General features: G+C 72.9%; 20 protein-coding genes. 12 read left to right on the top strand and 8 right to left on the bottom strand.

Annotation, left to right across the window (positions count from 1 at the left end; genetic code table 11):
- The first annotated feature begins 28 nt into the window (after nucleotides 1-28).
- The 3 genes from MFF56_RS04390 (at nucleotide 29) to acnA (ending at nucleotide 5773) form a co-directional block, all read left to right on the top strand.
- Nucleotides 29-1345: an SPOR domain-containing protein gene (locus MFF56_RS04390; protein ID WP_238229575.1), complete on the top strand. Its 1317-nt coding sequence runs from the start codon at nucleotides 29-31 to the stop codon at nucleotides 1343-1345.
- Between the two features lie 217 nt (nucleotides 1346-1562).
- Nucleotides 1563-2570 carry a beta-N-acetylhexosaminidase gene (nagZ, locus tag MFF56_RS04385; RefSeq protein WP_238229574.1) on the top strand — a complete coding sequence of 336 codons (1008 nt, stop codon included), beginning with the start codon at nucleotides 1563-1565 and terminating at the stop codon, nucleotides 2568-2570.
- 503 nt (nucleotides 2571-3073) lie between these two features.
- Complete coding sequence (gene acnA / locus MFF56_RS04380) at nucleotides 3074-5773, top strand: aconitate hydratase AcnA (RefSeq protein ID WP_066926645.1); 2700 nt, start codon at nucleotides 3074-3076, stop codon at nucleotides 5771-5773.
- A gap of 378 nt (nucleotides 5774-6151) precedes the next feature.
- Here the strand turns inward: acnA and prfB are convergent.
- A protein-coding gene (gene prfB / locus MFF56_RS04375) for a peptide chain release factor 2 (RefSeq protein ID WP_156453976.1) occupies nucleotides 6152-7280 on the bottom strand; the annotation gives its coding sequence in 2 pieces (ribosomal slippage) (nucleotides 6152-7210 and nucleotides 7212-7280; 1128 coding nt in all).
- Nucleotides 7281-7488: 208 nt separating this feature from the next.
- Between prfB and MFF56_RS04370 the strand changes: the two genes are divergently transcribed.
- On the top strand, nucleotides 7489-7842 hold the full coding sequence (locus MFF56_RS04370; protein ID WP_066919643.1) for a DUF3140 domain-containing protein: 354 nt from the start codon (nucleotides 7489-7491) through the stop codon (nucleotides 7840-7842).
- A 197-nt stretch (nucleotides 7843-8039) separates the two neighbouring features.
- Here MFF56_RS04370 and MFF56_RS04365 read toward each other — a convergent pair whose 3' ends face one another.
- From MFF56_RS04365 to MFF56_RS04355, 3 genes are read right to left on the bottom strand one after another with little or no spacing between them, the layout of a single operon-like run.
- Entirely contained in the window at nucleotides 8040-9311 is a 1272-nt protein-coding gene (locus tag MFF56_RS04365) for a glycosyltransferase family 4 protein (RefSeq protein WP_066921872.1), read from the bottom strand.
- Nucleotides 9312-9323: 12 nt separating this feature from the next.
- Entirely contained in the window at nucleotides 9324-10169 is an 846-nt protein-coding gene (locus MFF56_RS04360) for a class I SAM-dependent methyltransferase (RefSeq protein ID WP_238229573.1), read from the bottom strand.
- Nucleotides 10170-10225: 56 nt separating this feature from the next.
- Nucleotides 10226-10990 (bottom strand): NAD kinase, encoded by a 765-nt coding sequence (locus MFF56_RS04355; protein ID WP_066921870.1) that lies wholly within the window; start codon nucleotides 10988-10990, stop codon nucleotides 10226-10228.
- An 88-nt stretch (nucleotides 10991-11078) separates the two neighbouring features.
- Between MFF56_RS04355 and cutA the strand changes: the two genes are divergently transcribed.
- The 6 genes from cutA (at nucleotide 11079) to MFF56_RS04325 (ending at nucleotide 14249) form a co-directional block, all read left to right on the top strand.
- The gene (cutA, locus tag MFF56_RS04350) at nucleotides 11079-11402 is read left to right on the top strand and encodes a divalent-cation tolerance protein CutA (protein ID WP_066921868.1); all 324 of its coding nucleotides are present in this window, start codon (nucleotides 11079-11081) and stop codon (nucleotides 11400-11402) included.
- Nucleotides 11403-12016: 614 nt separating this feature from the next.
- Nucleotides 12017-12226 carry a cold-shock protein gene (locus tag MFF56_RS04345; RefSeq protein ID WP_066921866.1) on the top strand — a complete coding sequence of 70 codons (210 nt, stop codon included), beginning with the start codon at nucleotides 12017-12019 and terminating at the stop codon, nucleotides 12224-12226.
- Nucleotides 12227-12349: 123 nt separating this feature from the next.
- Nucleotides 12350-12712 (top strand): DUF6481 family protein, encoded by a 363-nt coding sequence (locus tag MFF56_RS04340; RefSeq protein WP_238229572.1) that lies wholly within the window; start codon nucleotides 12350-12352, stop codon nucleotides 12710-12712.
- Between the two features lie 43 nt (nucleotides 12713-12755).
- Nucleotides 12756-12953 carry a hypothetical protein gene (locus MFF56_RS04335; protein WP_066924778.1) on the top strand — a complete coding sequence of 66 codons (198 nt, stop codon included), beginning with the start codon at nucleotides 12756-12758 and terminating at the stop codon, nucleotides 12951-12953.
- A 121-nt stretch (nucleotides 12954-13074) separates the two neighbouring features.
- Nucleotides 13075-13239: a hypothetical protein gene (locus MFF56_RS04330; protein WP_197430671.1), complete on the top strand. Its 165-nt coding sequence runs from the start codon at nucleotides 13075-13077 to the stop codon at nucleotides 13237-13239.
- A gap of 410 nt (nucleotides 13240-13649) precedes the next feature.
- The gene (locus tag MFF56_RS04325; protein ID WP_066924776.1) at nucleotides 13650-14249 is read left to right on the top strand and encodes a cysteine hydrolase family protein; all 600 of its coding nucleotides are present in this window, start codon (nucleotides 13650-13652) and stop codon (nucleotides 14247-14249) included.
- Between the two features lie 31 nt (nucleotides 14250-14280).
- Here the strand turns inward: MFF56_RS04325 and MFF56_RS04320 are convergent, their stop codons facing one another.
- The gene (locus tag MFF56_RS04320) at nucleotides 14281-17340 is read right to left on the bottom strand and encodes an ATP-binding protein (RefSeq protein WP_238229571.1); all 3060 of its coding nucleotides are present in this window, start codon (nucleotides 17338-17340) and stop codon (nucleotides 14281-14283) included.
- Nucleotides 17341-17661: 321 nt separating this feature from the next.
- Between MFF56_RS04320 and MFF56_RS04315 the strand changes: the two genes are divergently transcribed.
- Nucleotides 17662-18162: a phasin gene (locus MFF56_RS04315; RefSeq protein WP_066921704.1), complete on the top strand. Its 501-nt coding sequence runs from the start codon at nucleotides 17662-17664 to the stop codon at nucleotides 18160-18162.
- A gap of 204 nt (nucleotides 18163-18366) precedes the next feature.
- Entirely contained in the window at nucleotides 18367-18678 is a 312-nt protein-coding gene (locus MFF56_RS04310) for a hypothetical protein (protein ID WP_066921706.1), read from the top strand.
- 165 nt (nucleotides 18679-18843) lie between these two features.
- On the opposite strand, the gene fae is transcribed toward MFF56_RS04310, so the two are convergent.
- The 3 genes from fae to MFF56_RS04295 all read right to left on the bottom strand — a co-directional run bounded on the left by fae (nucleotide 18844) and on the right by MFF56_RS04295 (nucleotide 21407).
- Nucleotides 18844-19356 carry a 5,6,7,8-tetrahydromethanopterin hydro-lyase gene (gene fae / locus MFF56_RS04305; RefSeq protein ID WP_066921708.1) on the bottom strand — a complete coding sequence of 171 codons (513 nt, stop codon included), beginning with the start codon at nucleotides 19354-19356 and terminating at the stop codon, nucleotides 18844-18846.
- Nucleotides 19357-19605: 249 nt separating this feature from the next.
- Nucleotides 19606-20499, bottom strand: coding sequence for a triphosphoribosyl-dephospho-CoA synthase (locus MFF56_RS04300; protein ID WP_082773004.1), 894 nt, complete (start codon nucleotides 20497-20499; stop codon nucleotides 19606-19608).
- Nucleotides 20499-21407, bottom strand: a complete 909-nt coding sequence (locus MFF56_RS04295; protein WP_066921710.1) for an ATP-grasp domain-containing protein — start codon at nucleotides 21405-21407, stop codon at nucleotides 20499-20501. Before MFF56_RS04295 ends, MFF56_RS04300 begins: the two co-directional genes overlap by 1 nt.
- Nucleotides 21408-21423 lie beyond the last annotated feature (16 nt).

Raw genomic sequence — 21423 nt, 5'->3', positions numbered from 1 at the left:
GGATCGGCGTTAGAGGGAGATTGCTGCCATGACGAATGCCGCGCGCGCCCAGCTCGACCTCGAAGCCTTCGCGCGCGAGCTTCGGCAGCAGACCATGGCCAAGCCGGGCGCCCCGGCGGGCAAGGATCCGCTCGCCGAGCTGGCCCGCATCGTCGGGCAGGACGACCCCTTCCGCGCCCTGCTCGCCGCCCGCGACGAGCGGCGCGACGTGCAGGACCGCGCAGCGCAGGGCGCCCAGCCGACCGCGACGGACCCGTCCTGGCAGGGCCGCGTCGAGCCGAGCTTCGCCCCCGAATCGCATCGCCCCACCCCGGCCGACGCCTTCGACCAGTACCTCGCCTCCGTCGAGCAGGCGCCGCCGGAGAGCTACGGCGAGGAGCCCGTGGTCGCCGACCAGCGCGGCCTGAAGCGCGTGCGGCCCCGCCGCCGGCTCGCCTCCTTGGGCGCGGGCGTGGCCGTCGTCGCCGTCGCGGTGACCGGCGCGCTCGCCTACAAGGGCCTCGGCGGCGGCCATTCCGGCGGCGTGCCGGTGATCCAGGCCGACACCGCGCCGCTCAAGGTTGCCCCGAAGGTCGCCGACGGCGTCGAGATCCCGGACCAGAACCGGCAGATCTACGAGCCGAAGGCGAAGGACAGCCAGATCCGCATCGTCAACCGCGAGGAGCAGCCGATCGACATCGGCCAGGCCGCCCGCGCGGCCCAGACCGGCACCGTGACCCCGGGCAGCGCCCCGCTCGACGCCTTCGGCGAGCCCCGCCGCGTCCGCACCGTGGCGGTGAAGCCCGACACCCCGCCGGCCACGGCCCCCGCCCCCGAGCGCGAGGCCGAGGCGGCGCCCGCCTCGCCGATCCCCACCATGACGATGCCGACCGAGGAGCCGGCCCCGCGCGCCCGGCCCGCGCGCCTCGCCGCCGCGACGCCGCAGGCCCCGGTCCAGGCGGCCGCGCCAGCCGCGCCGGAGGCCGTCGCCGAGCAGCCGCGCCCCGTGCCCTCGATCCGCAAGGCCCCCCAGCGCCTCGCCTCCGCGTCGCCGGAGGCCGGCATCCCGGCCGAGCCCACCACCACGGCCGCGGCCGACGCGCCGGCTCTGAGCACCGCCGCGGTCGGCGGCTTCTCGGTGCAGCTCGGCGTGCGCGGCAGCGCGGGCGACGCCCAGACGGCGCTCCGCGAGATGCAGCGCAAGTACAGCCAGCTCGCCGGCAAGCCCGAGCTGATCCGCCAGGCCGAGGTCAACGGCAAGACCATCTACCGCGTGCGCGTCGGGCCGCTCGCCAAGGCCGAGGCGACGAGCCTGTGCAGCGCGCTGCAGGGCGCGGGCGGCCAGTGCTTCGTGGCCAAGAACTGAGCCAGAACCTGAGCCAGGACCTGAGCTGCGTCCTGAACCGCGGCGCCTAGCGCGCCGACGGCCTCTCCTCCGAGTCCGGAACGCAACACCCGCCGGGCGGCATCGCCCGCGGGCGAGGGCTGCCCCGCTTTCGCCTTGCGGGCGGGGTTCCTCCGGCGGATCCTCCTCGACCCCGGATCCCGATCCGGTCCCGTCCACCCCGCGCGAGCCCGTCCCGATGTCCTCCCGTGCCCTGATCCTCGGCTGCGCCGGCCGGACCCTCGCGCCGGAGGAGGCCGCCTTCTTCCGGGACGTGCGGCCCTGGGGCTTCATCCTGTTCAAGCGCAACATCGGCACGCCCGACGAGGTGCGCGCGCTGACCGCCGCGCTCCGCGACACGGTCGGCCGGGCCGACGCGCCGATCCTGATCGACCAGGAGGGCGGCCGGGTGCAGCGGATGGGCCCGCCGCACTGGCCGGCCTACCCGGCGGGCCGGGCCTACGCGCGCTTCGACGGGGCGGCGGCCGCGCTCGCCCGGCTCGGCGCCCGGCTGATGGCGCACGACCTCAAGGATGTCGGCATCAACGTCGATTGCGCGCCGGTGCTCGACGTTCCGGTAGCCGGCGCCCACGACATCATCGGCGACCGCGCCTACGGCACCACGCCGGCGGCGGTGGCCGAGATCGGCCGCGCGATGGCCGACGGGCTGATGGCCGGCGGCGTGCTGCCCGTGATGAAGCACATTCCCGGCCACGGCCGCGCGGCCTGCGACAGCCACCACGGCCTGCCGGTTGTCGAGACCGATCTCGCCACGCTGGAGGCACAGGATTTCGTGCCCTTCCGGGCGCTCGCCGACCTGCCGATGGCGATGAGCGCCCACGTGGTCTTCCGGGCCATCGACCCGGAGCGGCCCGCGACGCAGTCCGCCGCGGTGATCGAGCGGGTGGTCCGCGGCACGATCGGCTTCGACGGTCTGCTGATGACCGACGACCTCTCGATGCGCGCGCTTCGGGGCCCGTTCCGGGCCCGCGCCGAGGCGGCCTTCGCGGCCGGCATCGACGTGGCGCTCCACTGCAACGGCGAGCGCGCCGAGATGGAGGCGGTGGCCGAGGGCGCGCCGCTGCTGGCGGGCGAGGCCGCCCGCCGCGCCGAGGCGGCGCTCGCCCGTCTCGCCGGCACCGGGGAGGGGCTCGACCTGCCCGAGGCCCGCGCCCGCTTCGCCGCGGCCCTGGGTCTGGCCGCCTGATTCGGGACATGGGCTGAGCGGCCCGCGGATCCCCTCTCCCCGCGCGCGGGGAGAGGGCCCCATGCACCTTGTCGTGCATGGGGCGAGCGGACGCGAAGGTGAGGGGGCGGCTCCGGACGAGGCGATCCCTGAAACGCCCCTCATCCTCGCCTGCCGGCTTGCCGCGCCGACGACAGGGTCGTCGCGGCCTTCTCCCCGCGCGCGGGGAGAAGGGGACCAGCGGGCACCGCATGGCAATCACCCGGCCACCCTATCCCCGCCCCTCACACCCGCGCGGGAGTGTTACCACCCGCCCGGTAGCGGGCAGATTCGAAACGTTCTATACGGGCGCCAGGCTGCGCCGCGCGATCCCGGGTCGTCCAATTCGACCCTCGCGCACCTCCTGCTCGGGCACACCCGAGGCGGCGCGCGCTCCCGGGAGCGCAGTCCGGCCGAACACAGTCTTCGTGGCGCGGGAAATGCCTGCGCGTGTTCGACAATCGCCAGCGAGGAAGACTCTAGCCGTGGCATCCATCGACAGCTTCAAGTCCCGCCAGACCCTGGAGGCCGGGGGCAAGACCTACACCTATTACTCGATCCCCGAGGCCCAGAAGAACGGCCTCGCGGACGCCGCCGCGCTGCCCTTCTCCATGAAGGTGCTCCTGGAGAACCTGCTGCGCTTCGAGGACGACCGCTCGGTCCGCAAGGCGGACGTCGAGGCCGCCGTGGCGTGGCTCTCCAACCGCGGCAAGACCGAGACCGAGATCGCCTTCCGCCCCTCGCGCGTGCTGATGCAGGACTTCACCGGCGTGCCGGCCGTGGTGGATCTGGCCGCCATGCGCGACGCGATGGTGGCGCTCGGCGGCGACCCGCAGAAGATCAACCCGCTCGTTCCGGTCGATCTCGTCATCGACCACTCGGTGATCGTGGACGAATTCGGCACCCCGAAGGCGCTCGACGAGAACGTCGCGCTCGAATACGCCCGCAACGGCGAGCGCTACACCTTCCTGAAGTGGGGCCAGTCGGCCTTCGACAACTTCTCGGTGGTGCCGCCGGGTACCGGCATCTGCCACCAGGTCAACCTCGAATACCTGTCCCAGACCGTCTGGACGAAGAGCGAGGACGGCGCGGAGGTCGCCTATCCGGACAGCCTCGTCGGCACCGATTCGCACACCACGATGGTCAACGGCCTGGCCGTGCTCGGCTGGGGCGTCGGCGGCATCGAGGCCGAGGCCGCCATGCTCGGCCAGCCGCTCTCGATGCTGATCCCCGAGGTCGTCGGCTTCAAGCTCTCCGGCAAGCTGCCCGAGGGCACGACCGCCACCGACCTCGTGCTCACCGTCACGCAGATGCTGCGCAAGAAGGGCGTGGTCGGCAAGTTCGTGGAGTTCTACGGCCCCGGCCTCGACGACATGCCGGTCGCCGACCGCGCCACCATCTCCAACATGGCGCCCGAGTACGGCGCGACCTGCGGCTTCTTCCCCGTCGACCAGAAGACCATCGACTTCCTGAAGGTCACCGGCCGCGCCGACGACCGCATCGCGCTCGTCGAGGCCTACGCCAAGGCGCAGGGCATGTGGCGCGACGCCGACACGCCGGACCCGGTCTTCACCGACACGCTCGCGCTCGACATGGGCGACGTGCAGCCCTCGCTCGCCGGCCCGAAGCGCCCGCAGGACCGGGTGCTGCTCACTGAGGCCAAGACGGGCTTCGCCGCCTCGATGGAGAGCGAGTTCAAGCGCGCCGCCGACATCGCCAGCCGCTACGCCGTCGAGGGCACGAACTACGACATCGGCCACGGCGACGTGGTGATCGCCGCGATCACGAGCTGCACCAACACCTCGAACCCGAGCGTGATGATCGGCGCCGGGCTTCTCGCCCGCAACGCGGTCGCCAAGGGCCTGACCTCGAAGCCCTGGGTGAAGACCTCGCTGGCGCCCGGATCCCAGGTCGTCGCCGAGTACCTGGAGAAGGCCGGCCTGCAGAAGCCGCTCGACCAGCTCGGCTTCAATCTGGTGGGCTTCGGCTGCACCACCTGCATCGGCAATTCGGGCCCGCTCCCGGCCCCGATCTCGAAGGCGATCAACGACAACGACGTGGTCGCGGCGGCCGTGCTCTCGGGCAACCGCAACTTCGAGGGTCGCGTGAACCCGGACGTGCGGGCGAACTACCTCGCCTCGCCGCCGCTGGTCGTCGCCTACGCCCTCGCCGGCTCGCTCCAGGTGGACCTCACCAAGGAGCCGCTCGGCAAGGGCTCGGACGGCCAGCCCGTCTACCTGAAGGACATCTGGCCGTCCTCGGCGGAAGTCGCGGAGTTCATCGAGCAGAACATCACCTCGGAGCTGTTCAAGAGCCGCTACGCCGACGTGTTCGGCGGCGACCAGAACTGGAAGGGCGTCGAGGTCACCGAGGCCGAGACCTTCGCCTGGAACGGCGGCTCGACCTACGTGCAGAACCCGCCCTACTTCGTGGGCATGGAGAAGGAGCCGAAGCCCGTCACCGACATCGAGGGTGCCCGGATCCTCGGCCTCTTCCTCGACTCGATCACCACCGACCACATCTCGCCCGCGGGCAACATCCGGGCGGCCTCGCCGGCCGGCGAGTACCTGCAGGCGCACCAGGTGCGGGTGCAGGACTTCAACCAGTACGGCACGCGGCGCGGCAACCACGAGGTGATGATGCGGGGCACGTTCGCCAACATCCGCATCAAGAACCAGATGGTGAAGGACGCCGCCGGCAACGTGGTCGAGGGCGGGTGGACACACTTCCAGCCGACCGGCGAGAAGATGTTCATCTACGACGCGGCGCAGAAATATGCCGAGGCCGGTACCCCGCTGGTGATCTTCGCCGGCAAGGAGTACGGCACCGGCTCGTCGCGCGACTGGGCGGCCAAGGGCACGAAGCTGCTCGGCGTCCGCGCCGTGGTGGCCGAGAGCTTCGAGCGCATCCACCGCTCGAACCTCGTCGGCATGGGCGTGGTGCCGCTGGTCTTCCAGGGCGACACGAGCTGGCAGTCGCTCGGCCTGAAGGGCGACGAGACCGTCACGATCAAGGGTCTCTCCGGCGAGCTGAAGCCGCGCCAGACGCTGACCGCGGAGATCACCTCCGCCGACGGCTCGGTCAGGCAAGTCCCGCTGACCTGCCGGATCGATACGCTCGACGAGCTGGAATACTTCCGCAACGGCGGCATCCTGCCTTACGTGCTGCGCTCGCTCGCGGCGTAAGACGGAAGCAGACCGCGCTGTTACGAGGGCCGCGCCGGATCATCCGGCGCGGCCCTCGCGCGTTCGGGAAGAGGAAGAATTGTCTGATCCCCCAGGGCGCGCCGCCGTTCCGATGCCGTAGAGCGAACTCTCACCGGAGGAGGCGCGGGTCCCCTCTCCCGTGCGGGAGAGGGACAGGGTAAGGGGACCGGAGCCGTCAGGAGAGGGCGCCACGGTTCCGCGGCGATGGTGAGCCTGATCCGGTGAGTTCTCATCCCTCACCCCAACCCTCTCCCGCACGGGAGAGGGGGCGCGTCGCGGTTCCGGCCCTCTCTCGACGCACCGCCTTGGGTTCCGGCCGGCGGATCCGGCCCCCATCCTAGGGGCCGGGCTCGTCCGTCAGTCGATGTCCTCGACCGCCTCGGCGCCGCCGTAGACGCGCTGGGCGAGCGAGGCTTCCATGAACGGGTCGAGGTCGCCGTCGAGCACCTCGTCCGGGTCGGTCGACTGCGTGCCGGTGCGCAGGTCCTTCACCAGCTGGTAGGGCTGCAGCACGTAGCTCCGGATCTGGTGGCCCCAGCCGATATCCGTCTTGGCGGCGGCCTCGGCGTTGGCCTTCTCCTCGCGCTTCTTCAGCTCGGCCTCGTAGAGGCGCGCGCGCAGCATGTTCCAGGCGGTCGCCCGGTTCTTGTGCTGCGAGCGCTCCTGCTGGCAGGCCACCACGATGCCGGTCGGGTTGTGCGTGATGCGCACGGCCGAGTCGGTGGTGTTGACGTGCTGCCCGCCCGCGCCCGACGAGCGGTAGGTGTCGATGCGGCAGTCCGATTCCTTGATCTCGATCTCGATCCGGTCGTCGATCACGGGATAGACCCAGACGGACGCGAAGCTGGTGTGGCGGCGCGCGTTGGAATCGTACGGAGAGATGCGCACCAGCCGGTGCACGCCGGACTCGGTCTTGAGCCAGCCATAGGCGTTGTGGCCCTTGATCAGGAGCGTGGCGCCCTTGATCCCGGCCTCGTCGCCGTCGGTCATCTCGACCACATCAACCTTGAACTTCCGGCGCTCGGCCCAGCGGGCGTACATGCGCTGGAGCATGTTGGCCCAGTCCTGGCTCTCGGTGCCGCCCGCACCCGCATGGACCTCGAGGTAGGTGTCGAAGCCGTCGGCCTCGCCCGAGAGCAGGGTCTCGACCTGCCGGCTCGCGGCCTCCTTCTCGACGGCCCGGATGGCGGCCTCGCCCTCATTGATCGAGGATTGATCACCCTCCATCTCGCCGAGCTCGATCAGCGTGGCGCCGTCCTCAAGGTCGCGCTCCAGCTTCCGGATCGCCGAGACGGCCTCGTCGAGCTGCTGGCGCTCGCGCATGACCTTCTGGGCGGCCTCCGGATCGTTCCAGAGGTCGGGGTCCTCGGAAGCGGCGTTCAGCTCCGCGAGGCGTTTATCGACGGTGTCCCAGTCAAAGATGCCTCCTCAGCAGCCCTATAGACTGCTTGGCGGCATCCGAGGCTTGCTCGATCTCGGCGCGCATCTTGTGTTTCGCTTGTTCTGGCGGCGGTCCCCGCACGGGACCGGTCCGGGGTGATACCGGCCACCGCCGCCGCCGTAAAGGATCGCGGCGGCCCCGCCCATCCCCGCCCATCCCCGCCCTGCGTCGCCGCACCGCACGGACGGGCGCGGCGGGGCCGGGGCGTAGCGCGTTGGTGGCGCGACACGAAGGACCACCACGGAGCCGCCCGATGGCCGAGACCGACCACGCCGAGACAGACCACGCCGAGACCTGGACCGCGTTCAACGAGGCGGTGAACATGACGCCGGCCGCACTGAGAAAACACCTCGACAGCGAGGACAGCCGGGAGGTCGGCCAGAAGTCGGACGGGGACGAGTCGACCGGCCACGCGATGGGCCGGCGCATCCTGGAGATCAAGGACAAGAAGAAGGCCGACCTCTCGGACGACGACTACGCGGCGATGCGCAAGGTGGTGGGCTACGTCCACCGGCACCTCAAGCAGGGCGGCAAGGCCCGCAACGACCCGGATTCGGCCTGGCGCATGTCGCTGATGAACTGGGGCCACGACCCGCAGAAGGATTGAGGGCGGCGTAATCTCCCTCCCCCCAAAGGGCAGGGCGATTGCATAGGCCGGGTCAATCTTCCCCGGATTGCACGCGGACCGCGACGTGCCCCCTCTCCTGTAGGGAGAGGGTTGGGGTGAGGGGTATAACTTTGCAGACCTGAGCACGCCATCGACGCGCGTTCAGCACCGCACCTCCTCTGGCAGCCTCATACCCCTCACCCTGTCCCTCTCCCTATGGGAGAGGGGACCCGCGCCGCGCTCGGCTGCCGTGCGGGAACCGGCCGGCGCAGCACCTCCGCGTAGACCCGATCCAGCCCGTCGAGATGGCGGTCGAGGGTCAGTGGGTCGGCCCAGAAGCGGTCGTAGGCCGCCTCCGACATCGCCCGCGCCAGGGCGTCGTCGGCGAGGCGCCGCATGGCTCTGGCGAGCGCGTCGGCATCGCCCGAGCGGAACCACAGCCCGGTCACCCCGTCCGCCACCGCCTCGCGGCCGGCGCAGACGTCGCTGACGATGACGGGCAGGCCCAGCGCCTGCGCCTCCAGCACGGTGAGCGGCTGGCCCTCGTACCAGACGGAGGGAAAGACCAGGGCACGGGCCTCGCGCATCAGGGCGTGCACCTCGGCGGGCGCCCGCCAGCCGAGGATGCGGGCCTCCGGGTAGAGCGCCCGGATCTCGTCGGCCTGCGGCCCGTCGCCCACGAAGGTCGCGGCGACGCCAGCGCGCCGCGCCGCCTCGGCGAACAGGAGCGGGCCCTTCTCGGGCGAGATCCGACCGACGAAGACGAAGCCGCCGGGCGCGCCCGACCGGCGTCCGAGCGGGGGCACGTCGACCGGGTTGCCGACTTCGGCGAAGCGGGTGTCGGCGGGCAGGTAGGGCGCCATCGCGGCCCGCTGCAGGTGGCTGATCGTGATGATGGCGTCGGCGCTCCGGGTGAGCCCCGTGCCCTGCATCAGCCAGTGCCGACCGACCCGCATCAGCTTGCGGGCGTAGCTGCGCGAGTCGCAATTGTGCGCGAGGCAGGCCGGGGCGCCGGGCGTCCGATGGCAGGGGGCCGAGACGGGATAGTCGTAGAAGCCGCCGTTCGGGCAGGCGAGGTAGTACTCGTGCAGGGTGAACACCACCGGCAGGCCGCAGCCCAGCAGCACCGGCCCGACGGAGGGCGAGAGCGCCTTGGCCCAGCCGTGGACGTGGACGACGCTCGCGCGCGGGTCGAGCCCGGAGAGCAACGCCCGCAGGCGCTCGGCCGCCGTGCGGTTCCAGAGCCATTGCGCGCCGAACCGGGTGAGCGAGTGCGTGCTCATCACGTCGGCCTGGTCGGTGAGCACCACCGCCACGCCGGCTTCCGCGAGCCTGGGGTCGGCCGGCCCCACCGCGGCGAAGACGGTCACGGCGTGCCCGCGGGCGGCCAGCCCCAGCGCGCTCTCCACCACGACCTTGGCCTGACCGCCGTTGATGTAGGCGTGGTCGGCCACCAGCACGATCTGCACGGGGCCAGCCTCCTACTTGCGCGCCACCACGTAGGCGAAGCTCGTGAAGGTGCGCCAGTCGCGGGCGCGGGCGAGGCGGGTGAAGGCGGCGTCGACCTGTTTCACCACCGGGATCTTCCAGAAGTAGCTGTAGCCGTAGAACGGCAGCACGATCACCTCGCGGAACCCGATCTCGCGGAGCAGCGGCACCAGCGGTGCCTCGGAGCCGCGGCAGAGGTTGTAATGGGCCAGGAATTTCGGGTTGTCGCCGTCGTCGTGCCGGTCCGGGAAGAGGGTGTGGACGATCGCGCGGGAGAGGCGCTCGGGCATCAGCTCGTTGAGCACGAAGGGCGGCGCGAACAGGGTCGGGAAGAAGCTCAGCGCGACGCCGCCCGGAGTCAGGATGTCGTGGACGTTGCGCCACATCCGGGCCACGTCCGGCACGTGCTCCATCACCATGCGGCAATAGGCGAAGTCGAAGCGCTCGCGCCCCACCGTCGCCACCGTGTCGGGGGCGGCGATGTCGCAGCAGAGCTTGGCGAAGGCCGGGGGCGCCAGCATCAATTCGTGCTCGGAGATGTCGTTGAGCGTGACCGCGAGACCGTGAGCCCCGAGTTCGTCCGGCGTGAAGAGCGGGTCGCGCCCGCCGCCGATCTCGAGGTGGCGGCGCAGGCCGTGGGCCTTCGCCAGCGCCAGCACCATCGGCTTGTAGTTCTCCCAGGCCCAGTTCCAGTCCGAGGCGTAGCCGAGCCCGTCGGCGACCGCCCGCAGGCCGGCAGGCGCGGACGCGGTCGGCTGGGGGTCGAGGAAGGTCGGATGCATGTTCATGTGCATGTTCATGGGCGCGGCCTTCGGCGTCTGGTCGCCGAGACTGGCCACGGGCGGCTCAACACTCCGCAAAGATCGAGGGTTAACGAGACCCGATCGCGACGATGTCAGCCGAACTGCTCGCGCAGGATGCGCTCGTCGAGGCTGTGGCCGGGATCGTGCAGCAGGACGAGCTCGGTTCCCCGGTCGAGCCAGGTCTCGACGGTGCAGACCCGGCGGAACTCGGTGTGGTCGGCCACCGCCGCCACGGGACGGTGGGCGGCGTCGAGCACGTCGACCCGGATGCGGGCGTAGTCGGGCAGGAGCGCGCCGCGCCAGCGCCGGGGGCGGAAGGCCGAGATCGGGGTCAGCGCGAGCAGCTTGGCGTTGAGTGGCAGGATCGGGCCGCCGACGGAGAAATTGTAGGCGGTCGAGCCCGCGGCGGTGGCGCAGAGCACGCCGTCGGCGATCAGTTCCTCCAGCCGGACATGGCCGTCGATCGCGATCTTCAGCTTGGCGGTCTGGTGGGTCTGGCGCAGCAGGTAGACCTCGTTGATCGCCCGCGCGGTGTGGCTGCGCCCCTCGGTGTCGTGCGCCTCCATCAGCAGGGGATGGATCACGCTGCGGTGGGCCGCCTCCAGGCGCTCCAAGAGGTCGTCGCGCCGGTACTCGTTCATCAGGAAGCCGACCGTGCCGCGGTTCATCCCGTAGATCGGCTTGGCGCCGTCCATGAACCGGTGCAGCGCCTGCAGCATCAGGCCGTCGCCGCCGAGCGCCACCACCACGTCGGCCTCCTCGGGGGGCACGTTGTCGTAGCGCCGCATCAGGGTGTCGGCGGCCTCGCGCGCATCCGGGGTCGGGCTCGCGATGAAGGCGATCTTCTGGAAGCGCATGCGCGTCGGATCCACCCTCATCCCCGGGTTGACGCCGGCGCGCCGGCTCGCCTCAATCCCGGCTCCATCCTCTGCGGAGAGCCATAGCATGGAGCGCGCGCTCCTCGTCTATACCACGTTCGCCGATGCCGAGACGGCGCTCGACATCGGCGAGAGCCTCGTGCGCGACAGGCTCGCCGCCTGCGTCAACGTCCTGCCGGGGATGCGCTCGGTCTACGCCTGGAAGGGCGCGGTCGAGCGGGGCGCGGAGGTCGTCGCCCTGGTGAAGAGCCGGGAGGGGTTGGGGCCGGAACTCGCGGCGGCGCTCAAGGCGCGCCACCCCTACGAGACGCCGATCATCCTGCACCTGCCCGTGGAGGCGGCCGATCCCGGCACGCTCGCCTGGATCCTGGCCGAGACGGGCGCGGCCTGACCGGCAGCCCCCACACGACCCCGCTGCGGACAATGCGGGAGGACGAGGGCTGTCGGATCCGAACCGATGGATGGGCCCACGCGCCTGATTTCCAACGCGGAAACCGCTGAAATTCGGCCGGCTCCAATGGCGAAAAACAAATAAAAGGCGGCGTGTTTCTGAAATTTCGCTTGATAATTCGGCCGCAGATCTGTACGTATCGATGCATCGGACCAGATCCTGTCGGCCCGCTCTCTTGCTCTTGATCGAGCGCCGAGTCCGGTTTTCCGCTTTCATCGACGTTTGATCGCTGCACGAACCGCAGCGCGCCCGCTGCACGCCGCGTCGTGCAACGCTCCGAAATACGCCCGCCGTGCCGCGCCCAGAGCCGACACGGCCCATGGACATGCATGCATCCCATTCCTGATCCGAAGCCCGCGACGGCACAGCTCCGTCCGCAGGCTGCCGTGCGGCCCGTCTTCGGCCCCGCGCCGTGGAGCCCCCAATCCTGCGGCCTGACCCGCGAAGAACTGCGCAGGATCGTGCTGGCCGCCATCGGCTGACCCTACGGTCGCCGGAGCGCATCGACGATCCGACCAGACACCCAGACCAACATCCAGACCAGAGGCATTCCCATGAACATCGGCACCGTGAAGTGGTTCAACGGCACCAAGGGCTTCGGCTTCATCCAGCCCGAGGACGGCAGCAAGGACGTCTTCGTGCACATCTCGGCCGTCGAGCGGTCGGGCATGCAGACCCTCAGCGAGGGCCAGCGGATCTCCTTCGAGATGGAGACAGACCGCCGCACCGGCAAGCAGTCGGCCGGAAACCTGAAGGCCGCCTGAGGCAGGCCCGCGTTCCGCCCGAGCCTCGTCTCGGCGGGACCGACGCCGGGGAGGCCGCTTCGACCGGAGCGGCCTCCCCGGCTTTCCCATCCGCCGCGGGTGCGGCCCGTCCAGGGAGTCCACATGGGTCAATTCAAAGAGAACCAGCTCGTCGATCGTCTCGCCGCAGCCGCCAAGGCGCGTGAGGCGACCATCGCCCGTCTCCGGGCCCGGCCCGGGGCCGACGACCCGGCCGTCCTCGCGCGGCAGGCGGCCCGCCGGTCGGTCGTTCAGGCCCGCGAGGTCCGGATGGCGGAGCGGGAGGCGGCGCGCCAGGCAGCCGAGGCCCGCCGCGCGGCCGAGGAAGCCGCCGCGCTGGAGCGCCAGGCCGCCGAAGTCGCACGCCTGGCCGCCGAGCGCGCCGAGCAGCAGGCGCAGCTCGCCGCCGCCCAGAAGGCCGCCCGCGACGCGCGCTTCGCCGCCCGGAAGGCCAAGGCCCGCCGCTGAAGGGGCCTGGCGCCTCTTCAACCGAGATCCTCGAGGAGGTCCGATGTCCCATAAGTTCAAGGTCGGTCAGCACGTCAGGCAGTCCCGGATCGGCTACGCGGAGCCCGCGAGCGTCCCGGGCGCCCTCTTCGTCGTGGTGCGCCTGATGCCGGAGGATCGCACGGGCGAGGTCTCGTACCGCGTCAAGTCCGCGGCCGGCGAGCGCGTGATGCGCGAAGGTGAGATCACCCTCGCATCCTGATGAAACGCATGTTTCAGACGGTTTTATTACGGACCCGGCCTCGTAAAGCCGAGTCCATGCGACCACCTACAATCGTTCCCTCCGCGCAATCCTGTGCCTTGGGCGCCGATGGAGGCCGGACATGGCACGCACACCCAGTACAGGCCGGGCGACATCCGTCTCGACGGACGACTTCAACGAGCGCGTGAAGCGGCTCCTCGCCAACAAGCCGGACCCGCGCAAGGCCGACGACCACCGCAGGAGCGCGCCGCGCCGTCCGAAGCCCGGTCCGAAGCCGTCGGCGTGAGCGGACCCGCCCGGTCCCAGTCGTCGCGCGCGGCCGGCCGGAGCGTCGTCCGCCGCGGCTGAGGCCGGTCCAGCGGGACGATGGGGCCCGCGCGTGCCACCCGAAGCCCGGCTCGAAAAGGCTTCCATGCGCCTGACGCTCTCGCTCGTCCTCATCGCCGCCCTCGCCCTGTACGGCGCCTCGTTCCTCCAGAGCGCCAAGTCCGCCCCTGCTAAACTCGCGCCTGCCAAATTCGCGCCTGCCGAGTCCGCCCCCGTGCCGGAAGCGGACGGGGCGCATGCGCGCGCCGGAACGAAGCCCTGGCGCCCCGTTGCACCTATGGTCAGGATGTCGTCCGGGCGGCCGGTGATAGGGTCCCGCCCCGACACCGGTGCCCGAGCGAACGCATCGGTCGCGAAGGGAGAAGCGGCATGTCGGATCTCGTCACCCTGCGGGGCCTCTCCGGCCTCGACCCGGAGCCCGCACCGCTCGGGGGCTCCGCCCTCGTGATGGTCGACCTGCAGAACACCTACCGCGAGGGCGTGATGCGGCTCGACGGCGTCGAGCCCGCGCTCCGCGAGGCCGCCGCCCTGCTGGCGCGGGCGCGCGAGGCCGGCATCCCCGTCCTCCACATCCAGCACGATGCCGGGCCGGGCTCGCCCTACGACGTCGGGGCGCCGATCGGCCGGATCAGCGACGAGGTCGCCCCGCGGGCCGGCGAGCCGGTGATCACGAAGGCCTACCCGAGCGCCTTCGTCGGCACCGACCTTCAGGCGCGGCTGGAGGCGGCGGGCGTGAAGGACGTGGTGCTGGCAGGCTTCATGACGCACATGTGCATCAACTCCACCGCGCGCAGCGCCTTCAGCCTGGGCTTCCGCCCGACCGTGGTCGCCTCGGCGACCGCCACCCGCGACCTGCCCGCGCCGGACGGGTCGGTCGTCCCGGCCGGACAGGTCCAGGCGGCGAGCCTGGCCGCCCTCGCCGACCTCTTCGCCGTGGTCGCAGCGCGGCAGGCCGACATCCGGGGCTGAGCCGGGACCGGGCGGCCCGGGCGGCCGCCCCTCAGGCCCGCCGGGCCGCGCGGCCCGGCAGGAGGATCTCGACCAGGGTGCCCTCGTCCTTGCGGCTGGAGATGGAGAGGCGGCCGTCGTTGGCCTCGACCAGCGCCTTGCTCAGCGGCAGGCCGAGACCGCCCCCGGCCCCGCCGCCGGCCGCAGGGGCCCCGTCGGGGCCGCCGGACTCGGGACGGCCGCCGCGGAACGGCTCCAGCGCGAAGGCGATCTCCTCCGGGCTCATCCCCGTCCCGGTGTCGCGCACGCGCAGCGCCACGGCACCGCGCTCGGCCGGGTTCGTCGAGACGATGACCTGCCCGCCCGCGCCGGTGAGCCGGATCGCGTTGCCGATGACGAGGCGCGCGGCACGTGCCAGCGACGGCTCGTCGGCCTCCAGCGGCGCCAGATCCTCGGCGAAGCTCGTGCGCAGCACGATGCGGCCGCGGGCGGCCTCGGCCTGCATCTCGGCGACGCAGGCCGCGACGAGGTCGTTGAGCGGGAGCGGGCGCCGGCTCAGGGGCAGCCCTCCGGTCTCGACGGTGGCGAGATCGACGAGGTCGGCGACCAGCCCCAGCACCTGCTCGCCCGAGGAGCGCACGTCGTTGAGGTAGGAGCGGTAGCGGGCATGGCCCAGCGGCCCGTAGGGCTCCTTCAGCATCACGTCGGCAAAGCCCAGGATGCCGGTGAGCGGGGCACGGATCTCGCGGTCGAGCTGGGTGAGGAAACGCGCCACGAAGCCCGGCCCCTCGGACCGCGGCGCCTCCGGCGCGGGCCGCAGCAGCAGCGCCCGCCGCCCGCCGCCCAGGACCGCGGCCCGCACGGCGAGGCCGCGCTCCGCGATCGCGACGGAGCGCCCGTCCGGCTCCGCCAGGGCGCTGGCGAGGGCACCTGCGAGGGCACCTGCCAGATCAGGCGGGACGAGGTCGTCCAGCGCCGCGCCCAGCGCCGCGCGCGGGTCGCGGTCGAGGAGGTCCGCGGCGGCCCGGTTGAGCGCCAGGACCCGGCTCGCCGCGTCGGCCACGACGACGCCCTCCGCCACCGCGTCGAGCACGGCGCGCAGCGCGTCCGCGTCGGGCTCGACGTCCCGGTCGGGCACCGGGGCAGGCGGGCGGACCGCCGTTCCGGACACCATCGCGGATGCCGGCACGGGCGCCGCCTCGGGCGCTCCCCCGGGCGCTCCCCCGGGCGCTCCCCCGGGCGCTCCCTCGGCGTCATCCGCGAGCGGGCGGAGCAGGAGGCTGTCCGCGGGACCGCCGGACCACGGCATCGCGCCCCGCGCGAGCGCGACCGTCCGCCGGGTGCCGCCGCGGGTCTCCAGGATACGCACCGCGCCCTCCGGGGGCGGCGTCCGGCCCGGCTCCGGCAGCGGATCGGGGAACAGCCGCGCGAGGCCCGCCGTCCGGAGCGCGGCGAGGTCCGGATAGCCCGCGAGGTCGAGGAAGGCCCGGTTGGCCGCCAGGATCTCGGGCCCGCGGTGGAGCAGGAGCGGTCCCGGCACCCCGTCGAGCAGCGCCGAAGGCTCCGGCTCGGACCGGGCCGCGGCGAACGAGAAGGGCACCACCGCGCCCCGCCCGGCCGGGTCGGCGGACGCCGCCTCGGCCGCGTCGTCCGCCGCGTCGCCCGCGTAGCGCACGCCGAGCGCCCGCGCGATCTCCCGGAAGGCGTCGTGCTCGCTGACCGTGAGGGCGGATGCGGGGGCCTCGGGCTCCGGCGCGAGATCCGGCTCCGGCACGGAATCCGCTTCCGCTTCCGGGGCCGGGTCCGCTTCCGAGACGAGGTCCGGCCCGGGCGCATGCTCGGACGGGAACTCCGGCTCGGGCGCGACATCCTGCTCCAGCACGCCTTCGGGCTCGGGCGGGACGCCCGCCGCGGGGAAAGCGTCGGGCAAAGCCTCGGGTCCGGGGGCGGGCGCCCGCGCGGCCGGCCGGGCGGGCGGACCGAACCAGTCCTGCTGGAGCCATGCGGCGAGGAGCGGCGCGGCCATCGTGGCCATCGTGACCGGATCCGCGCCCAGGCCGCGCCCGAAGGGCGGCGCCAGCGGGTAGGGCGGGGCGAGGGGAGCGGCCTGCGGCGGCGCGGTTGCGGGGGATGCGGGCGCCCCGGCGAGCGCGGATTCGGGGCGGGCATCGGCCGGATCCGGAGCCTCCGCCGCGCCTCCGGCCTCGGAGGATCCGGCCTCCGGAAGCGCGCAGGTCCCGGTCAGGGCCGCATCGACGCCGGTCTCAGCGGGGCGGCCGACCTCCCGCGCCTCGACGGCGCGCACGATGCCGAAGCCGCCGTAGCCCTGGAAGGCCTGCCCCGCCCGGCCGAGGGGCGCGCCCGACAGGTCTGCGGCGACCGAGACGCCGTCGAGCACGAGCACCACCCCGAGCCCGCGGAAGGTCCGGCGCCGCGCCAGCGCGTCGAGGAAGGACCCCGCCTCGCCGAGCCGGCCCGACGCGGCGAGAGCGTCCCAGGACGCGCCGACGAGGCCGGCGAGCGCGCCGCCGCCGGAGAGCTGCGTGAGCGCGCCCGCGGCGTCGCTGCGCCAGAGGATCCGGTCGCCCGGGCGCGGCGCAGCCGATGCGGGGTCGGCCGGCACATCGGGGTCGGGGGCGGCCCGCGCGACGGGTGCGGGGTCGCGATCCGCGTCGCGCGGGTCGGCCGGACCTTCGGGGGCGGCCGGGGGTTCGGCCAGCGGTTCAGCCGGGCGGTCGCTCGGCGCGGGCGCGGTGCGCAGGGCCGGAAGCGGTCCGATCACGGCGAGCAGGATCAGAGCGCGCCCGTCCGGGCTCCGTCCGGGCAGGGTGCGGCAGAGGGTCGGCGGGGCGATCCCGCGCGGGTCGAGCCGCAGGCGCAGCATCCGAGCGCCCGCACCGCTCCCGGACCGGATCTGCCGGGCGAGGGCGGACGGGAGCGTGCCCGCCGGCGCGAGCGCGCGCAGCAGCGCGCCCGCGCCCGGCGTCGCGTGCAGCACCCGCGCACCATCCTCCGCGAGCACGAGGCGGATGTCGGCGGGGCCCGCCGCGCCGTTCCGGGCCGCGTCCGAACCCAAGTCCGAGCCCATGTCCGAACCCACGTCCCAGTTCATGTCCCGGATCGTGCCCGAATCGCCGTCCTCCGGCGCGGATGCCGACCCGGAGCCGCTGCTTTCCCTGTCGTTCAACCCTGCGCCCCCGGCCATCCGGACCCGTTTAACGGCAAAAGCCTGACGTCGGCAGTCTTTCTTAGCGCCGCGGGCGGGCCGCCCGCTGGACACTTCAATGTCGCGTCACACGTTTAGGCCATGTCAACCTTAATGGCGCCGACAAGGTGGCGTCGGGGGCTGGCATTCGGCGCCGCACGTGCTATTTGTGCACTGCACAATGCGTCCTTGCAGGGCGTCCTGCGGGCGCGAACGAGAGGAGACGACATGAACACCAACCCGACCTACGAAGTGCCCGCCGAGATGCGCGACTTCGCCGAGAAGAGCGTCGAGCAGGCGCGCAAGGCCTTCGACAGCTTCATCGGCGCGGCCCGCCGCACCGCCGACAGCGTGCAGGGTTCGGCCGAGCTCGCCCGGACCAACGCGCAGGACGTCTCCGCCCGCGGCTTCGAGTACGCCGAGCAGAACGTGAACGCCGCCTTCGACCTCGCCCAGAAGCTCGTGCGCTCGCGCGACCTGCAGGAGGCGATGCAGCACCAGGCCGAGTTCGTCCGCAGCCAGTTCGCGGCGATCCAGTCGCAGGCCAAGGAGTTCAGCGGCCTCGCCCAGAGCGCGATGCAGCAGGGCGCCGAGCGCGCCAAGAGCGCCATGCAGGAGGGCGCCGATCAGGCCCGCAAGGCCATGGAGCAGGGTGCCAGCGCCGCGCAGCAGACTGCCCAGGACGCGCAGCACGCCGCCCAGAACACCGCCGAGAAGTCGGGCTACTGAGCCCGGAGGCCGTGCCCCGCGCGGCCCTTCCGACCGGTTCGGGCGCGAGCGCCCGCCATCGACGGCCCGCCCGGTCCTCCGCGGCGGGCCGTTCCGCGTCGGCCCCCCCGTCCGCGCGCACCTGCGCCCGCACTTTCGCCCGCATTGCCGCGAAGACGGGTCCCGGACTCGGCGATCCCGCCGGTGCAGGAGCAAGAGAGAGCCATGCGGCAGATCCGCGGATTGAGGCTGGCGGCGGGCGTGCTCGCCGGACTTCTGGCGGCCGGGAGCGCGCAGGCGCAATATTATGACGGGCCGCCGCGGCGGGGCTACTACGAGGAGCGCCCCTACGCGCCGCCACCGCCGCGCCGGGCCGTGGGATACAATTGCGACGCGGTCCAGCGCGGCCTGAGCGGCCCGCAGCCCTTCTCCTGCCCGCTGCCGGGCCCGCGCCCGCTGGGCGCCCGCTGCTTCTGCGACCTGCCGCTCGCCCCGCTCAGCGCACCCCAGACCGCGGTCGGCCGCGTGGTGCCCTGACCCGCGCGGGACAGCCCGAGAGGGCCCGCGGAAACGAAAAACGGGACGGCTCCCGCCGTCCCGTTTCGAGGCCTCGCCCTAGCGGCCGAGGAAGATGGATGCCAGTCGCTGGAGCAGGCCCCGCGGTGCGGGCGGAGGCGCGCTCTGCCCAGGACTGTCCCCGATCTAAGCGTTCGCGGCGAAGGGGTGCGACGCCGAGTTGCGCTGCTCGGTCACCGTCGAAGCCTTCGGCTCGCCGTTCACGGCGCGCTGGATCGAGAGCTTGGTGGCCTCGTAGTTGTACTGCTGGATCTTGGCGTCGTCGGCCGCCTCCCAGTGGATGAACACGCCGACCAGGATGTAGAGGTCGTCGGCCTCGTCGGCGGGGATGATGCCCTCGGCGACGCAGTCCTGCACGGCCTTGGCGACGCCGTGCTGGGCGGGGCCGAACATCTGGACGGCCTGACGGGCGTCGTTGATGGTGACCTTGTTGAACATCAGCGTGTTCGGCTTGCACGGCAGGTTCGGCGCGATGACCGCGAGCAGGCTGGTGAAGCCGTGCTTGTTGTTCACGAGGCCGTTGCAGAAGGCGGTCTCGGCCGGCGAGCCGCGCGGTCCGATGATGAGGTCGATGTGGGCGACCTCGTTGCCGTCGCCGACGAGAGCCTCGCCGACCTGAACCTTGGTGATCTTCGCCATTCGGGGTCTCTCCCTGGAAATCCAAGTTTAAGGCCGCGGCCTGGGGCAGTGCCGCAGCCGGGGAGCCATCCTTGTTTGCGACGCGCGGCGCCTCGTGGGGCCGCACCGGTTTGCCCGGATAGCGGCGCGGACCCTACAGCGGGGCCCTGCCTGTCACAACCCTGCGCAAGGCGCTGAAATCGATAAATCTTTGCGCGGGCCGGCCGGGGCCGCCGGGCACGGATTGCCAGGGACAAACGGGGCGCGCCGTCAAGTCCCATCCGCGTTATCGCGGGCCGCCGGGATGCCCTCTCGCGCTCCTGCGTGCAGCCCTGCGTGCCCCCCTGCGCGCGCCGTGCGCAGGGCGTCGGCGAACAGGGTCGCGACCGTGAAGTCGGCGCTGGTGCCCGGATTGATGCCGCGCTCCTTCAGGTCGCGGTCGAAGGCGAGGAGCGCCGCGACCGGCGCGGCGCCGAGATCGAGCCCGGCCCGGAGCGCCTCGGCCTCCGCCCGCACCGCGGCGGCGACCGCGGGCCCGTGCTTGCGGCGGACGTGGCTGTCCTCCACCGCGGCGAGGTAGGCGAGGTGGACGGCGGTGGTGCACCAGGTCGGCGCGAGCCCCGCCGCCCGCGCGGCGGCGAGCGCCGGCAGCCCGACCGCGTCGATGTCGGCGAGATCCGTGACGTAGGCGCGGGCGATCGCGTCCCGGGGGGCTGCCTCCGCCATGGCGTCGAGCAGGGAGGCGGGCGCCGCCTCGGCGACGTCGTGGCGCCCGGCCTGCCCGAGGCCGCCGGGACCGGCCCGGCGGATCGCCGCGAAGACGTCCTGCGAATCGCGCGCGTCGAGGTCGGCGAGCACCGCGGCGACGCTCGTCGCCCGCTCGGCCGCGCGGGCGAGGGGGGCGCAGAGCAGCAGGATGCCGAGATTCGTGTTCTGGCCGACCGCCTCCATGGTGGCGGCGACGGCGCCGAGCACCCGGGCCCCGACCCGGGCGCCCGCGGCGGCGAGCGGGGGGGCCGAGACCTCGGCGCTCGTGACGAAGTCGGCCACCGCCATGCGGTGGCCCGCAGCGTAGGCGTGGACGTTGCCGGGCTTCAGCGCGTCGAGTTCGGCGAGGCAGGCCGACCGGTAGAGCGCGGCGACCAGGGCGGGGGCGAGCCCCATCAGGCGACCACCCGCGCCGGGCGGTGCGCGCCCCGCACCGCCGAGAGGAAGCCGCGGCAGACCGCCGTCGCGATGTCGGCCTCGCAGACCTGCTGCAGGCCGGACCAGGCGGGCATCGAGTTCACCTCCAGCACGAGGTAGCCGCCGGCCCCGTCCTCGACGAGGTCGATGCCGGTGTAGTCGACGCCGACGGCCGCCGCCGCGGCCTCGGCGAGCTCGGCCGCGCGGGCGGGCATCGCCCAGGCGAGCGGCCGGCCGCCCCGGTGCACGTTGGTGATCCAGCCGTCGCCCTCGCGGATCATCCCGGCCACCGCCCGGCCCTCGCAGACGAAGACCCGGTAGTCGCGCCAGAGCCCGTCGGCGCGCGGCACGTAGCGCTGCAGGTAGTAGACCCGGGACACGGCCTCCTCGTCGGGCAGGTCCTCCGGGCGCTCGACGAGCATCAGCCCCTCGCCCTGCGAGCCGAACAGGGGCTTGAGCACCAGGGGCCGGCCCGGCCGCGCCTCGCGGGCGACGAGGTCGGCGGCGGCCTCGCGGCGGGAGAACACCCAGGTCTCGGGGGTCGGCAGGCCGGCCCGCGCGACGAGGAGCGAGGTCGCCGCCTTGTCGACGGAGCGCTCGATCGCGACCGGGTGGTTCCAGACAGTGACGCCGGAGGCCACCAGCGCGTGCAGCACGCCGAGCCGCATCGTGGTGGCCTCGAAGGTGCCGCCCGCGATGGTGCGCAGCAGGACGCCGTCCGGCAGGGCGTCGGGAAAGCCCGGCACGCGCAGCGGCTCGGCGGCGCCGGTCACCACCGCCACGTCGGCGAGCGAGAACAGCACCGGCTCGACGCCGAGCGCGCGCAAGGCGCCGAGCAGGCGGTTCTTGTGCCAGGTGCCGTTGTCGGCCGCGAGCCCGATGCGCATGAAGGGTCCGAAATTC

The sequence above is a fragment of the Methylobacterium hispanicum genome, assembly GCF_022179285.1.
In the GTDB taxonomy this organism is placed as follows: Bacteria; Pseudomonadota; Alphaproteobacteria; order Rhizobiales; family Beijerinckiaceae; genus Methylobacterium; species Methylobacterium hispanicum.
Note: the sequence above shows the minus strand (reverse complement) of the source record. Positions and strands in the feature narration are given on the sequence as shown.

Excerpts from the sequence above, each read along its gene's own strand:
- MFF56_RS04390 (WP_238229575.1), top strand. The coding sequence starts at position 29 with ATGACGAATGCCGCGCGCGCCCAGCTCGACCTCGAAGCCTTCGCGCGC.
- nagZ (WP_238229574.1), top strand. The coding sequence starts at position 1,563 with ATGTCCTCCCGTGCCCTGATCCTCGGCTGCGCCGGCCGGACCCTCGCG.
- MFF56_RS04370 (WP_066919643.1), top strand. The coding sequence starts at position 7,489 with ATGGCCGAGACCGACCACGCCGAGACAGACCACGCCGAGACCTGGACC.
- MFF56_RS04355 (WP_066921870.1), bottom strand. The coding sequence starts at position 10,990 with ATGCGCTTCCAGAAGATCGCCTTCATCGCGAGCCCGACCCCGGATGCG.
- cutA (WP_066921868.1), top strand. The coding sequence starts at position 11,079 with ATGGAGCGCGCGCTCCTCGTCTATACCACGTTCGCCGATGCCGAGACG.
- MFF56_RS04345 (WP_066921866.1), top strand. The coding sequence starts at position 12,017 with ATGAACATCGGCACCGTGAAGTGGTTCAACGGCACCAAGGGCTTCGGC.
- MFF56_RS04340 (WP_238229572.1), top strand. The coding sequence starts at position 12,350 with ATGGGTCAATTCAAAGAGAACCAGCTCGTCGATCGTCTCGCCGCAGCC.
- MFF56_RS04335 (WP_066924778.1), top strand. The coding sequence starts at position 12,756 with ATGTCCCATAAGTTCAAGGTCGGTCAGCACGTCAGGCAGTCCCGGATC.
- MFF56_RS04330 (WP_197430671.1), top strand. The coding sequence starts at position 13,075 with ATGGCACGCACACCCAGTACAGGCCGGGCGACATCCGTCTCGACGGAC.
- MFF56_RS04325 (WP_066924776.1), top strand. The coding sequence starts at position 13,650 with ATGTCGGATCTCGTCACCCTGCGGGGCCTCTCCGGCCTCGACCCGGAG.
- MFF56_RS04320 (WP_238229571.1), bottom strand. The coding sequence starts at position 17,340 with ATGAACTGGGACGTGGGTTCGGACATGGGCTCGGACTTGGGTTCGGAC.
- MFF56_RS04315 (WP_066921704.1), top strand. The coding sequence starts at position 17,662 with ATGAACACCAACCCGACCTACGAAGTGCCCGCCGAGATGCGCGACTTC.
- MFF56_RS04310 (WP_066921706.1), top strand. The coding sequence starts at position 18,367 with ATGCGGCAGATCCGCGGATTGAGGCTGGCGGCGGGCGTGCTCGCCGGA.
- fae (WP_066921708.1), bottom strand. The coding sequence starts at position 19,356 with ATGGCGAAGATCACCAAGGTTCAGGTCGGCGAGGCTCTCGTCGGCGAC.
- MFF56_RS04300 (WP_082773004.1), bottom strand. The coding sequence starts at position 20,499 with ATGGGGCTCGCCCCCGCCCTGGTCGCCGCGCTCTACCGGTCGGCCTGC.
- MFF56_RS04295 (WP_066921710.1), bottom strand. The coding sequence starts at position 21,407 with ATGCGCATCGGGCTCGCGGCCGACAACGGCACCTGGCACAAGAACCGC.